The organism is Streptomyces sp. NBC_01454 (genome assembly GCF_036227565.1).
Lineage (GTDB): Bacteria > Actinomycetota > Actinomycetes > Streptomycetales > Streptomycetaceae > Streptomyces.
In genome coordinates, this window is sequence record NZ_CP109460.1 from 6987118 (window position 1) to 7000594 (window position 13477).

Consider the following 13477-nt stretch of genomic DNA (forward strand, 5'->3'; position numbering starts at 1 on the left):
GCGGCTCCCCACCTGGGGCTTTGGCCGAATGGTTCCACGGCCACCAGCCCGCGCACTCGTCGCCGGCAGCCTCCCGATCGGGCCTACGATCACGGCCGGGGTGGCGCCTGGGGAGGCCACCCGGAACGACGGCCGTCGGCGGCGGACGCTACCCGGCACCGACGCCGCGGTCGTTGACGGAACCCTCGCACACCCTGGATTTCGACGACGCCCCTCTGCCCTCGGTGCTCCACCCCAGCGGCCCGGGGCCGCGCCGGTGGTCCATTGCTCGCCGAGCGCGGCGAACGCGAGCTGGTCGCCGCTGTTCGTCGGAATCGAGGGTCTGGTGACGGAGGTGGGCGGCCTGATGACCCAGGGCACAGTGATCGCCCGGGAGTACGGCTTGCCGGCCGCTGTGGGCCACGACCCTCAGCGCGCCGGCCGGCCCCCTCCTCTACTGCGTCTACCCGGCTCAGTCCGCGTTGCCGGCGACGGTGTTCAGATCGCGGTGCCAGTCCAGCTGGGCCGTGAGGGTGTCGTCGCCGGGGCGCTGAGGGGACGGTGCTCCGCCGGCGCGGGACGGGGCGCGGGTGCCGCGGGAGATCTCTCCGCTGGCGGTGATGTTGTGCTCCACGCGTGGGCGGCGGCATGCCTCGTAGAGGGAGAGTGCGCTGTCCGTATCGGGTGTGTCCCGTAGGGACTTGGCGAGGACGACGGCGTCCTCCAGCGCCATCGAGGCTCCTTGCCCCGTCGCCGGTGAGGCCGCGTGCGCCGCATCGCCGATGATCAGGGTCCGCCCGGATCGCCAGGGGGTGCCGGGAGGGATCTCGGTGGCGTTGGTGGCCATGAGGTCGTCGGTGGAGGCCGCGACGATACCCGCGGCGGGCGTGGCGTCCTTGCCCAGCAGCGCGACGAGTTGCTCTCGCCGGCGGGACGGTGTGGGGTGTGCGAGTTCGCCGGCGGGGACGGCGTCTCCGCCGACGCGGGCGAACCAGTAGGTCTCCCCGTCCGGCGAGACCGCGTAGCCGAAGGCGGCGGCGCTGCCCCGCACCATGGTGAGGTGACCGGTGTCCTCCGTCAGCGGGGCGCTGCGCGTGTAGCCGTAGAAGACGTTCTGTCCCGCGTAGACGGGTTCCACGCCGGGCGCGACCGATCGCCGGACGGCCGAACTCAGGCCGTCCGCACCGACGAGCAGATCACCGGTCGCGACGCTGCCGTCGGCGAACCGCGCGCTCACCCCGTCGGAGCCGTTCTCGACGGACACCAGCCGCGCACCGTGCGACAACCCGATGCCCCGACGGACCGCCTCGGCCTGCAGGGCGGAGTGCAACTCCCCGCGGCGCAGGCACCGGTACCGCAGAAGCGCGTCATCGGCCTCGCCCAGCGGCACATGGGCTATCTCACCGCCCTGGTCGTCGAGCACACGCATGGTGCGCAGCGGGAAACCGAGCGCGGTGATCACATCCGAGGCGTCGAGCTGCGCCAGTGCGCGCATCCCGTTGCTCGCCAGGGTCAGGAACGCCCCGATGTCCTCGGCCGTGCCGGGATGTGCTTCATGCACGGTGACATCGAGACCCGCCTTGTGCAGGGCCAGCGCGGTCGCCGTACCCGCGATCCCACCACCGATGACCAGAATGCGTGTCACGTACCAGTCCGCTCTGTTGTGTTGGTCCCTCGGGCGTCCAGATCCATGATGCACCTGGCCACGGTGCCTGGCGGGTCCGTACTACGCAGCGGCCCCGTCACTGCGTGGCGCCCCCATTCTCCTGGCCTCCCTGATCGCGGCACGCCGGGCCAAGAGGGTGTCACACGTGGTGAGTTGGTCAGGTTCTTGTGGTGGTGCAGGGCGGCTGCGGGGGTGGAGGAAGGCCCGGCGCGGACACCGGCACGGCCTGTCCGGGCCGGCCATGAGCCGGGCGCTCGGCCGCTCGCGAAGTGACGCCTCAGAGCAGGGGTGCCAGAGCCTGGGTGGCTGTGTGCAGGTCCGGGGCGTAGGCCTCGATCTGGTCGCGGGGCACCAGGAAGGTCACGGTGGTGAGGGAGACGCCGGCGACCGGGCGGCCTTCGCGGTCCAGGACGGCTGCGCCGATGCAGCGGATGCTGGGCTCGTTCTCCTCGTCGTCGATGGCGAAGCCGCGGGCCCGGACGGTGTCCAGGTCGGCCTCCAGCGCCTCGGGCGTGGTCAGTGTCTGTGGGGTGCGAGCCGGCAGGCCGCCGATGGTGATCAGCGCCCGGACCTCCTCGGCGGGGAGGTGGGCCAGGATGCTCTTCCCGATCGCCGTCGTGTGCAGGGGCATCCGCATGCCGATGCGCGAGGCCGTACGGAAGGGCTGGTCGCCCTCCAGCTTGCGGATGTAGGTGATGGTTTCGCCGCTGTGCAGCGCCAGGTGAACGGTCTGTCCGGTGGCCTGCTGGAGTCCGCCCAGGATGTGCCCGATGCTCGCCGTCTCCGCACCACCGATGACCTGCGCGGACAGCCCGTGCAGCCGCGGGCCGACGCCGTAGCGGCCGGCGGCTTCCTGGCGGACGAAGCCCTGCTCGATCAGCGAGGCCAGGATCCGGTAGGTGCTCGACTTCGGGACGGCCGCGGCCGCCGTGATGTCCATCAGCCGGTGCGGCCCGCCCGGGGCGGCCACCGCTTCCAGGATGCGCAGCGACTTCTCGAGTGCGGAGCCGGCTGCCGAGGTGCGGCCGCGGCGTGTGGTCACGCCGGCCTGCTCGGGCGCGCTGTCCGCGTCGTTCGTGTCATCCGCGTCGTCCGTGTCGTCCGTGTCATCCGTCCCTGCGATTCGGGTCTTTGTCCCCTTGGCACGGGATCCCCCCGTTTGCCTACGGTGGCGTCACGAAGTTCCGCTACACGATACCGGGTTCCACTACACGGAACAAGGGGAGGGTCTTTTGTCCCCCAAGCCGTCCTCGCTCGAGGGCCACCCGTGTGCGGATCCGGGCCCACGCTGTTCCGACAGCGACAGCGACAGCGACAGCGACAGCGACACCGGCACCGACACCGTCCGCCGCACCGAGGCGACAGCCCTGGCCGCCGCACGACAGCCCCCGTTCACGCCCCCTCCTGCCCACCGGACCGGACGGGCGACGCCACCATGAGCGGTCCCCTGGCCGACAAGGACATGGCCCCCGCTGTCCACGCTCCGCACGACGGCTCGGGCGGCACACTGCCGCCCCGCCCCAAAGGGCGTCGCAACAACCTCCGTTGGTACATGACCGGTCTGTGCTCCCTGGCCTTCGTCGTCAACTACATGGATCGCACCACCCTCAGCGTGGCGCTCCCGTTCATGGACCAGGACCTCCACCTCGGCGAGACCACCCAGGGCTTGCTGCTCGGCGTCTTCTTCGCGGGTTACGCCTTGTGTCAGCTTCCCGCCGGCAGGCTGATCGACAGGTACGGCGTCAAGCGCATCTTCGCCGTCGGCGCACTGCTCTGGGGCCTCGTCACCGCCCTGACCGGCCTGGTGCGCGGGCCGATCGACCTGGTGCTGGCCCGTCTCGGCCTCGGCGTCGGCGAGGCCAGTGCCTACCCGGCCTCCGCGAAGGTCGTCTCGCGCTGGTTCCCCGAGCGCGAGCGGACCATGGGCAACGCCCTCTGGGACGCCGGCTCGCGGGTGGCGGCCGTCATCTCGCTTCCCGTCATCACCGCCCTCATCGCCTGGGCGGGCTGGCGCGTGCCGTTCTACGTCGTGGGCGCGCTCGCCCTCGGCTGGGTGCTGCTCTGGTGGAAGACCTACCACGACCCTCAGAAGCACCCGAAGGTCACCGAGGCGGAACTCGACTACCTCCGCAAGGGCGGCGCCCGCCTGGAGGACGTGCAGGACGACGGCACGACCAGGGCCGCCAAGGTCGCGTGGGGGCACCTGTTCCGGTACCGCACGGTCTGGGGCATGATGATCGGCTTCTTCTGCCTCAACTACAGCAACTTCTTCTTCATCACCTGGTTCCCCGCCTTCCTGGTCAAGGACCGGGGCTTCGACCTCGCCGAACTCGGGGTCTTCGGAATGATCCCCGCCTTCGTCGCCATCGGCGGCAGCCTCGGCGGCGGCGTCGTCGCCGACGCCCTCCTCAAGCGCGGCTGGTCCGTCAACCGGGCCCGCAAGACCTGCCTGGTCACCGGGATGGCCGGCGCATCGGCCATCGCCCCCGCCGTCTTCGTCGACAACGCCGCCGGGATGATCGCGCTGCTGGCCGTGTGCTGCGCCTCGCTTGCCTTCGCCGGGGCGTCGGTCGCGTCGCTGCCGGCCGATGTGGCGCCGGAGCCCGGTCAGGTCTCGTCGCTTGCCGGGATCCAGAACTTCTCCTCCAACATCGCCGGCTTCGTCGGCCCGATCATCACCGGCGCCCTCGTCGCCGCCACCGGGAGCTTCCTGCTCGCCCTGGCCCTGTCCGGCGCGCTGGCCGTCGTCGGAGCCCTGTCGTACGGCCTGGTGATCAAGAAGGTCGAACCCCTCCCGGTCCGTCCCGCCTGCCCCTCCCTGCCCATCGCCCCCACCCCCTCCCTGAAGCGAGGAAGCAGCGCACCATGACGACGATCACCGACGCCAAGGTCCTGATCACCTGCCCCGGCCGCAACTACGTCACCCTCAAGATCACCACATCCGACGGCGTCACCGGCATCGGCGATGCCACGCTCAACGGCCGTGAACTCTCCGTCGCCTCCTACCTCCGCGACCACGTGTGCCCGCTGCTCGTCGGCAAGGATCCGTCCTGCATCGAGCGCATGTGGCAGTACCTCTACAAGGGCGCCTACTGGCGGCGCGGGCCGGTCACCATGACGGCCATCGCCGCGGTCGATGTCGCCCTGTGGGACATCAAGGGCAAGCTGGCGGGCCTGCCCGTCTACCAGCTCCTCGGCGGCGCCGCCCGCGACGGGGTCACCGTCTACGGCCACGCCAGCGGCGAAGGCACCCCCCAACTCCTCGAGGACGTCGCCCGCTTCCTCGACCGCGGCTTCCGGGCGGTGCGCGCGCAGGCCGCCGTCCCCGGTGCCGGGAAGGTCTACGGCGTGCGCAAGGGCGACGGGAACACCTACGAGCCGGCCGACGGCGACCGTCCTTCGGTGGAGGGCTGGGACACCGGCAAGTACCTCAACTGGGTGCCGCGGTACATGGCGACGGTGCGCCAGGAGTTCGGCTACGGCTTCCACCTCCTGCACGACGTCCACCACCGGCTCACCCCCATCGAGGCGGCCCACCTGGGCAAGTCCCTGGAACTGTTCCGGATGTTCTGGATCGAGGACCCGACCCCGGCCGAGGATCAGGAGGCCTTCCGGCTCATCCGGCAGCACACCACCACGCCGCTGGCGGTCGGCGAGATCTTCAACTCCATCTGGGACTGCCAGTACCTGATCACCGAACGGCTCATCGACTACATCCGTACCTCCGTCTCGCACGCGGGCGGCATCAGCCACCTCCGTAAGATCCTCTCGCTGGCGGAGCTCTACGGCGTCCGCTCCGGTTCGCACGGTGCGGGCGACCTCTCGCCGGTCTCCTTCGCCGCTGCCCTGCACGTGGACCTGTCCGTGCAGAACTTCGGGATGCAGGAGTACATGGAGCACCTGCCCCCGTATCAGGACGTCTTCAAGACCACCTGGACTTTCGAGGACGGCCTGATGCACCCCGGCGACGCCCCGGGCATCGGCGTCGAGTACGACGAGGAGGCCGCGGCCCGCTTCGCGTACGACCCGAAGTACCTCCCGGTGAACACGCTCGCGGACGGTTCGGTCCACGACTGGTGAACGGGGCGGCGAACGGCTGTACGTCTACCGGAAGCCGAGGTGCGGATCGGTGCCGGTCAGCTCAGCGCAGACGGTCCACAGGTGAGTGGCGACGGCCGGGTCGGTCATATGGGAGAGGACGGGCTCCCGCCGTGGTGTGCCCCGCAGGCCGAAGACCCTCGGCCCCCACAGCTGTCCGCCCTGCACCTCCGGGTCGAGGACGGCGCGGACGACCGGCCATGCTCCGGCGTCCTTGCCCTGCACCACGAGCCCGGCGGGCAAGGCGCGCAGCCGCTCGCCGGGGGTGGTCACGTGTACCGGCGGGCGGGGCGGGGTGAGGGAGTCCAGTGCGCCGCCGGGGTGGGCCACCACACTGAGCACCGTGCTGCCGACGGCACGCAGGCGGCGGTCGAGTGCGAAGCCGAAGCACATCTGCGCCAGTTTCGACCGGCCGTAGGTGCGCTGGGGCCGGTAGTCCCGGGTCGACTGCAGATCGTCCAGGTCCAGTCGCTCGGAGCGCGCCGCGTAGCTTCCCACCGTCACGATGCGGCCCGCCGGCGCCGCGGACAGCAGAGGGGCCAGCCACCGGGTGAGCGCGAAGTGGCCGAGGTGGTTGGTGCCGAACATCAGCTCGTGGCCGTCCGCGGTCTCCCGTCGCGGCGGGTCGTCGAGCGCGACCCCCGCGTTGTGGACCACCGCGTCGAGATGATCGAGCTCCAGCCCGTCCACGGCGGTCTTCAGGGACGACAGGTCGGCGAGGTCCAGTGGAAGGTGCCCTACACGTGCGCCGGAGACACGTGAGCGGATCGAGGTCATGGCGGCGTCGGCCTTCGCGGCATCCCGGCTGCCGAGGACGACCATGGCGCCGGTGGCGGCGAGCTGCTCCGCGGCGAAGTAGCCGATCCCGGCGTTTCCCCCGGTGACAAGGAAGTTCCTGCCCTCGGCAGACGGCAGCCGGTGAACGTCCCACGATCGGCTCTGGGATACGGAAGACACGGTGACAGACTCCTGGGGCTCGGACAGCGTGCTCATGAGGAGCACCGACCCGCTCAAGGTCGCACCCTCCACCGACATACCGCCGACAGATCACCGGTCGCCGCCGACAGGCTTCCCACCGGCCGGCATACGCGTAGCCGGTCGTCTCGCTCGCCCGTTCGCGCGTCACGGTTGTGTAATACAGCGATTCGGGCGTCAACGTGCCGGGTGCTGACGGCATCTCACCTCGCAGCAGCAACGACATGAGGAGTTCGAGATGCTTGCTAAGCGCTTACGCCTGATCGCCGTGCCCGTCGCGGCCCTCGCTCTGCCCCTGACGATCGCCGGGTCCCAGGCCAGTGCGGCCGCCGCGCCGGCACCGGGCGGCGCGGCATTGTCCGGTAAGGGTGCCGCGGCGACGGCCCCGTGTCTGGCCGATGCCACCACGCTGGTCGGCGACCTCGACGGTGACGGCCACCCTGACAAGATCAGCAACCCCGGCCTCACCGGTACCAAGATGACCGTTCAATGGGGTGCCGCGAACGGTACGTTCGGCACGAAGTACGCCGTCAGCACACTTCTCGGCGCGAAGAAGGGGGAGGTCACGACCGCCGCGGTCGCCGACTTCCAGCGCGACGGCACCCTGGACATGGTCGTCAACGTCGTCAAGCCGGCCGACGGGGACGACCCCGCCACGGCGCGCATCGCGCAGTACCGTCCCGGCCCCCTCAAGCGGTCGAACCTCGGCTCCGCCACGTCCCGGCACTCCGACATCGGCGACCACGGCGAGGCGCGGCAGCTGCGGATCGCCCACTACGGCGGCGATGCCTACCCGGACCTCGCGATCCTCAACAACGCCGGTGACGGGCAGCTGGACCGGGACGTGCGCCTGACGAAGCCGGGCAGCGGTCCGGGGAATCACGACTACGAACTCCAGGTGAAGTACGGGGCGTTCGGGTCCACTTCCGAGCCGCCGGCCATGCCCGGCGACGGCTGGAAGCACTTCTACAAGCCCTGCTCCTGACCTCCGCCGGGCGCCGGCGGCCCTTCGGGCCCCGCTCCGGCGCCCGGAGCCGGGGCGCGGCCGCACCCGTGCCGGAAGGCGAAAATCCCCGGCTGGACGGGGGAGACCAGCCGGGGACTGTAGTGCGTGTGCCCACGGATTCGCGAGGCAAACGCCGGGCACCGTCGAAGTTCGCGCCCGGTTACTTGGTGCAGGTGTTGAGCATGGAGGTCAGAGCGGTCTTCTCCTTGGCCGTGGTGGTCAGCTTCCAGACGGACTTCACGTGTGTGTAGTCCTCGGCGTAGGTGCACCAGAAGGCGTGGTTGGTGGGCTTCCAGTCGGCCGGGCCGCTGTCGCTCTTGGAGCTGTTGGAGGACTCGGAGGCGATCAGGAGCTGGGGATCCTTGAGGTCGTTGCCGAACGCCTTGCGCTGGTCCGCGGTCCAGTTGGCCGCGCCTGAGCGCCAGGCTTCGGCGAGGGGGACCATGTGGTCGATGGTCGCCTGGGCGACGGTCGTCACCGTGGTGTTGTCGTAGACGGAGTACCACTTTCCACTGGCCGGCTGGCACTTCTTGCCGGATTCGTCGACGACGTCCTTGCCGTCGCGGGCCAGGACGTCCTGGCGGGTGGTGCAGCCGTCGGGCTGCTTGGCCCAGATGTCGAACTTGTCGCGGGCGTAGCCATCCATGGAGCGTGGGGTGGCGACCTTGAGAGCGGCGAGTTCGGTCTGCGCGGTCGACTTGCTGGGCGGAGCCGGGGGGTCGGCGAGGGCGGGAGCTGCGGTGAGGCCGACGAAGGCGAGAGATGCGGCGGACAGGCCGATGGCGGCATGACGCATGAGGTCTCCTGAAGTGTGGGGGGTGGAGAGACACTTCAGGAAACCGCAGGGATCACGCGGACGCTACGCGCGTGGATGGAACATGACAACAACATTCCCTGTCCATTACTTGGACGTGGGGATGCGGGCCTTCAAGGGGAGCGGGGTTGCCTCTGCGCTGCCTCCACGGTGCGTTCGGTCGCCGCCGTCGTGTGGGTCCCGGTCCCTCTCGCCTTCCCGTGCACGTGCTGTCGCTGCCGTGGGCGCGTATCGGAAGGGCCGGCATGGGTGGGGGGAATGCGTCCGTCCGGGCCACCGTGGATCGGGTGCAGGTGCGGCACCTCGGTCTTGCTCCGTACCGGAGACCTACAGTGACGAAGCACTGTAATCAGCGGATGCGGAGTCAAGACGCAGATGGACCCGTTCTCCACGAAGTGGCCCTGGTACGTTCCACTCGCCCCCAGCGCGCTGGTCATCATCGGGACTGCCTGGAACGTCTATTATCCGGAAGACTTTTGGGGCGACAATGTATTGGGGGCCGCTGTTGTCGTGGCGGGGGCCCTCCTCTCGCTTCGGCATACGGTCGCCATCGCAGCGGCTCTCGTCCTGGTCGATGTGCCACTGCTGATCGGCGCCGGTTACTTGGACCGTTCGATCGGTCCGCTTCTGGTGTTCAACACCTTCTTCGCCGCCCTGGTCGGCATCTGGGTGAATCGAGTCCTCGCTCATCATGGGCGCCGCCTGGAATTGGTGCGTTCGGTCGCGGAGGTCGCCCAGTACGCCGTGCTGCCCCCGCCCCCGGCACGTATCGGCGAGTTGGCCATCGCCGCCGTCTACAACGCCGCGCAGGTCGAGGCGTTGATCGGCGGAGATGCCTATGCCGTGCGGGACACACCCCACGGCGCCAGGTTTCTGATCGCCGATGTACGAGGAAAGGGCCTCGGCGCCGTCGGTGCGGTATCCGTGCTGTTGGGTGTGTTCCGGGAGGCGGCAGACCAAGAACCCGACCTTGTGGCATTGACCGCGCGCCTGGAGCGGGCCCTGGTCAAGGAGGCTTCCTTGCGTGACGAGACCGTCCAGATGGAGGGATTCGTCACCGCGGTGGTCGGGGAAATCCCGCCGGGCTCTGATTGCGTGCGTTTGCTGAATTGCGGTCATCCCGCGCCCTACCTGCTCGATGGGGACACGGTGCTTGCGCTGGAGACGAAAGATCCAGGTCTCCCCTTGGGAATGAGCGTCCTGGGCGGTCCGGAGGCAACGCTTCAGGAATGGCCGTTTCCGATCGGCGGCACGCTCTTGCTCATCACGGACGGAGTGACGGAGGCCCGGAATCGTGCGGGGACTTTTTACGACCCGGCGATCCGGCTCCGGGGGAAGGGGCCTTTTACTCAGCCCGCCGAGGCGGTCGAGGCATTGGTACGTGACGTCGAACGGTGGACCGGCGGTCCACGCGATGACGATATGGCGGTCCTGGCGGTCACCCGATGTGGGGAGAGAGCGGCCTCGGTGATCTGACGGGGCAGCGCTCACCACCATCGAGGCCATCAAGGTCATCAGGGCCATCGAGGTCATCAAGGTCATCGAGGGGCTGTAGTGGGGAGCCCGGGGGCGAACTTTCCGGGTACGGCCGGGAACTCACCGCGGCGTCCTCTCGACTCATGAGGCGAGGTTGCCGGCCGGCAGCCCGCTCGTGACGGTGAGGGGGAGGGGTGAGGGGAAGGTGAGACACCACGGGGCCCGTGGGGGGCGGCCCGGTCACCTCTCCGCGGCCGGTGAGGACCGCTGGTCGCTGGTCGCCGTGGCGGGGGTGCTGGCGTTCGTGGCGATGCTCGACATGAATGTCGTCAATGTGGCGCTGGCGGAGATCGCTGACGGCCTGCAGGTGTCCGTTGCCACTGCCCAGTGGGCGGCGCTGGGGTATCAACTACCCGTTGTGGCATTGCTGTTGCCCGTCGGGCGGTGGCTCGGCGGAGTGGGGCTGCGGTCCGCTGTGCTGGCCGCGACCTGCGGCTTCGGGCTGTGCAGTGCCCTGGCGGCCGTGGCGCCCTGGATGGGGTGGCTGATCGCCGCGCGCCTGATGCAGGGAGCGTGCGGGGCGGTGCTGTTCGTGCTGATGCCGGTGCTCGCGATGCGGTCCGTGCGGCCGGAGTCGCGCGGCCGGGCGATGAGTGTGCCGGCCACTCTGGGGCCGCTGGGGGCGGTGACCGGGCCCGCCGTGGGTGGTCTGCTGCTGGACCACCTGGGCTGGCGGTCGGTCTTCCTGGTGAAAATCCCCTTCTGTCTGCTCGCCCTCTTCCTGGCCTGGCGGGCCCTGCCGCGGGACGGCGGGTTGCGCCGGCCCGACCGGCGGTCGGTGGTGGACGCACTGCTGGTGGCCTCGGGGGTGGCGGTCCTGCTGTGGGCGCTGACCCTGGCGGCGGACCACCCGGCGTGGCTGGCGCTCGCCCCGGCGGCCGTCCCGGCGCTCTGGTGGTGGCTGCGCGGACCCGGCGGCCGCCCGGTGGCCGGCGTGCTGCGGGCCGCGGGGCTGTTCCGGGCCCACGGCGCGGTGCTGGCCCTCGCGGCCGGGTTCGCCGCCATGCACTACCTGGTCGCTCTGCACCTTCAGCGTGACGACGGGGTCAGCGCCACGACGACCGGGCTGACCGTGCTGGCCTTCCCGCTCGGTATGGGGCTGGCCGGGCCGCTCGGCGGGCGTCTCGCCGACCGGTACGGTGCCCGGCCGGTCGCGGTCACGGGCGCCGCCCTCACCACGGCCGGTCTGCTCCTGCTGATCCCGCTGGGTGACGGCTGGTCACCGCTGGAGGTGGCCTGGCGGCTGGCGCTGGCGGGCGTCGGGCTGGGCCTGAACGGCGGCCCCACCCAGGCCCTGATCATGGGCGCCGCCCCACCGGACCGGGCCGCGACCGTCGGGTCCACGGTGCAGTGCGCGCGCAGTCTCGGTTTCACCCTCGGCCCCGCTCTGGCCACCGCCGTCTGGGGGCTGAGCGGTCCCGGCGCGGGCGTACGGGCCGGGCTCGTGCTGGCCGCGACGGCCGCCGCTCTCGCCGTACCCCTGCTCGCGCTGACCGGCAGAAGGCTTGCACCGCTGCCGGCGAAGACCACCGACGCGGCGCCCGCCGCGCACGACTGACCAGGAGTCACCTGCATGTGCGGAATCACCGGCTGGGCGTCCTTCCCCCACGACGCCCGCACCCAGACCGCGGTCATCGAGGCCATGACCGCCACGCTCACCCCGCGCGGCCCCGACGCGGGGGGCGGGTGGCTCGGCGAGCACGCCGCGATCGGCCACCGCCGCTTGGCCGTCCTCGACCCGGCCGGCGGCGGGCAGCCGATGACCGACCGCCCCGACCGGCCGAACTTCGTGCTCAGTTACAGCGGCGAGGTCTACAACCATCACGAGCTGCGGGCCGAGCTCCGCGGCCGGGGACATGTCTTCCGTACGCGTAGCGATACCGAGGTGGTACTGCGCGCCTACGCCGAGTGGGGTGAGGGCCTCGCCGACCACCTGGAGGGCATGTTCGCCTTCGCAGTGTGGGACGAGCGTGCCCAGCGGCTGCTGCTGGTACGTGACCGCCTCGGTGTCAAGCCGCTGTTCTGGGCCGCCGTCGACGGCGGCCTGGCCTTCGCCTCCGAGCCGAAGGCACTCTTCGCCCACCCGGAGATCCGGCCACGGGTGGACGCCGACGGGCTCCGGGAGGCGTACAGCCTGCTCTTCAACACCGGGCCGACGGTGTGGTCCGGGGTGCGGGAGGTGGAACCCGGCGGCCTGCTCGTCCTGGACCGCGACGGCATCCGTGAACGCCGCTACTGGCAGCTGGCGGACGGGACGCACGACGACGACCGGGACACGGCCGTCGAGCGGGTCCGTGACCTGGTCGGCACGGCCGCCCGCAGCCAGCTGGAGGCCGATGTCCCGCTGTGCAGCCTGCTCTCCGGCGGCATCGACTCCACGGTCCTGACCGGGGTGCTCGCCGACGAACTCCGGCTGCGGGAAGGCCCGGACGCCCGCATCCGCTCCTACGCCGTCGACTACAGCGACCAGGCCGAGCAGTTCACCGGCGACGTGCTGCGCACCGGCCACGACACCCCGTACGCCGCCGAGGCCGGCGCCTTCCTCGGCACCGACCACAGCACGGTCGTCCTCGACCCGCGCGCCCTCCTTGACCTGGAGCACCGCAAGGCGGTCGTCGCGGCGCGGGACTCACCGATCGGCGTCGGCGACATGGACACCTCCCTGTATCTGCTCTTCGGCGAGATCCGCAAGCACTCCACCGTGGCGCTGTCCGGCGAGGCGGCGGACGAGGTGTTCGGCGGTTACCCCTGGTTCCACTCCCCGAAGGCGCTGAACGCGGCGACTTTCCCCTGGCTGCTCGTCACCGGCGACGAGGCCGCGATGCCGCTGAACCCGGAACTCGGGCTGCGCATGGAGGAGTTCCGCCGGGACACCTATGACAGCGCGCTGGCCGCCGTACCGCATCGGGACGGCGAAACCCCCACCGAGCACCGGCAGCGCGAGATGCAGCACCTGTCCCTGACCCGCTGGCTGCGCCAGCTGCTGCACCGCAAGGACCGGCTGAGCATGGCCCAGGGCCTGGAGGTCCGCGTCCCCTACTGCGATCACCGCCTCGTCGAGTACGCCTTCGCGGCGCCCTGGGCGCTGAAGAGCTTCGACGGCCGGGAGAAGAGCCTGCTGCGCGCCGCCGGCGCCGGACTCGCGCCCGACTCCGTGCTGCACCGGCCCAAGAACCACTACCCGGCCACCCATCACCCCGACTACAGCCGCGGCCTGCAGGACCTGGCCCGTGACGCCCTGTCCGTCGGTCAGGTCCGGGCCCTGGCCGACGAGTCCCGTCTCAAGCCCTGCCTCGACACCCCGCCGGACCGCCTGGAGTGGGGCCACCGCCTCCGCCTGGAACGCGTCGTCGACCTCGCGCTGTGGCTGGACCACCATCGGCCCGAACTCGCCCTCTGAGGG

General features: G+C 70.7%; 10 protein-coding genes and 1 pseudogene. 7 read left to right on the forward strand and 4 right to left on the reverse strand.

Going from position 1 to position 13477, the window contains the following annotated elements:
• Positions 1–289: 289 nt before the first annotated feature.
• Positions 290–475 (forward strand): annotated as a pseudogene (locus tag OIU81_RS30915) (PEP-utilizing enzyme); the annotation flags it as partial.
• Here the strand turns inward: OIU81_RS30915 and OIU81_RS30920 are convergent.
• Positions 452–1624, reverse strand: coding sequence for an NAD(P)/FAD-dependent oxidoreductase (locus OIU81_RS30920; RefSeq protein WP_329153105.1), 1173 nt, complete (start codon positions 1622–1624; stop codon positions 452–454). The pseudogene OIU81_RS30915 and the gene OIU81_RS30920 overlap by 24 nt on opposite strands.
• A 298-nt stretch (positions 1625–1922) precedes the next feature.
• Positions 1923–2687, reverse strand: a complete 765-nt coding sequence (locus OIU81_RS30925) for an IclR family transcriptional regulator (RefSeq protein WP_329153107.1) — start codon at positions 2685–2687, stop codon at positions 1923–1925.
• A 393-nt stretch (positions 2688–3080) separates the two neighbouring features.
• Between OIU81_RS30925 and OIU81_RS30930 the strand changes: the two genes are divergently transcribed.
• Entirely contained in the window at positions 3081–4514 is a 1434-nt protein-coding gene (locus OIU81_RS30930) for an MFS transporter (protein WP_329153109.1), read from the forward strand.
• On the forward strand, positions 4511–5725 hold the full coding sequence (manD, locus tag OIU81_RS30935; protein WP_329153111.1) for a D-mannonate dehydratase ManD: 1215 nt from the start codon (positions 4511–4513) through the stop codon (positions 5723–5725). The genes OIU81_RS30930 and manD overlap by 4 nt, the downstream gene beginning before the upstream one ends.
• 24 nt (positions 5726–5749) lie before the next feature.
• Here manD and OIU81_RS30940 read toward each other — a convergent pair whose 3' ends face one another.
• A complete protein-coding gene (locus tag OIU81_RS30940) occupies positions 5750–6700 on the reverse strand; it encodes an SDR family NAD(P)-dependent oxidoreductase (RefSeq protein WP_329153113.1) in 951 nt (316 codons plus the stop codon).
• A gap of 256 nt (positions 6701–6956) precedes the next feature.
• On the opposite strand from OIU81_RS30940, the gene OIU81_RS30945 reads away from it, so the two are divergent.
• Positions 6957–7703, forward strand: coding sequence for an FG-GAP repeat domain-containing protein (locus OIU81_RS30945; protein ID WP_329153115.1), 747 nt, complete (start codon positions 6957–6959; stop codon positions 7701–7703).
• A 181-nt stretch (positions 7704–7884) separates the two neighbouring features.
• Here OIU81_RS30945 and OIU81_RS30950 read toward each other — a convergent pair whose 3' ends face one another.
• Positions 7885–8520 carry a GmrSD restriction endonuclease domain-containing protein gene (locus OIU81_RS30950; protein WP_329153117.1) on the reverse strand — a complete coding sequence of 212 codons (636 nt, stop codon included), beginning with the start codon at positions 8518–8520 and terminating at the stop codon, positions 7885–7887.
• A 393-nt stretch (positions 8521–8913) separates the two neighbouring features.
• Here OIU81_RS30950 and OIU81_RS30955 point away from each other — a divergent pair, with 393 nt between their 5' ends.
• The 3 genes from OIU81_RS30955 to asnB all read left to right on the forward strand — a co-directional run bounded on the left by OIU81_RS30955 (position 8914) and on the right by asnB (position 13474).
• Positions 8914–10014, forward strand: a complete 1101-nt coding sequence (locus OIU81_RS30955) for a PP2C family protein-serine/threonine phosphatase (RefSeq protein ID WP_329153119.1) — start codon at positions 8914–8916, stop codon at positions 10012–10014.
• Positions 10015–10219: 205 nt separating this feature from the next.
• Positions 10220–11632 carry an MFS transporter gene (locus OIU81_RS30960; protein ID WP_329153121.1) on the forward strand — a complete coding sequence of 471 codons (1413 nt, stop codon included), beginning with the start codon at positions 10220–10222 and terminating at the stop codon, positions 11630–11632.
• Positions 11633–11647: 15 nt separating this feature from the next.
• A complete protein-coding gene (gene asnB, locus OIU81_RS30965) occupies positions 11648–13474 on the forward strand; it encodes an asparagine synthase (glutamine-hydrolyzing) (protein WP_329153123.1) in 1827 nt (608 codons plus the stop codon).
• Positions 13475–13477: the final 3 nt, after the last annotated feature.

Bases quoted from the DNA above. Each gene is read 5' to 3' on its own strand.
- OIU81_RS30930 (WP_329153109.1), top strand. From the start codon at position 3,081: ATGAGCGGTCCCCTGGCCGACAAGGACATGGCCCCCGCTGTCCACGCT.
- OIU81_RS30955 (WP_329153119.1), top strand. From the start codon at position 8,914: ATGGACCCGTTCTCCACGAAGTGGCCCTGGTACGTTCCACTCGCCCCC.
- asnB (WP_329153123.1), top strand. From the start codon at position 11,648: ATGTGCGGAATCACCGGCTGGGCGTCCTTCCCCCACGACGCCCGCACC.
- manD (WP_329153111.1), top strand. From the start codon at position 4,511: ATGACGACGATCACCGACGCCAAGGTCCTGATCACCTGCCCCGGCCGC.
- OIU81_RS30945 (WP_329153115.1), top strand. From the start codon at position 6,957: ATGCTTGCTAAGCGCTTACGCCTGATCGCCGTGCCCGTCGCGGCCCTC.
- OIU81_RS30950 (WP_329153117.1), bottom strand. From the start codon at position 8,520: ATGCGTCATGCCGCCATCGGCCTGTCCGCCGCATCTCTCGCCTTCGTC.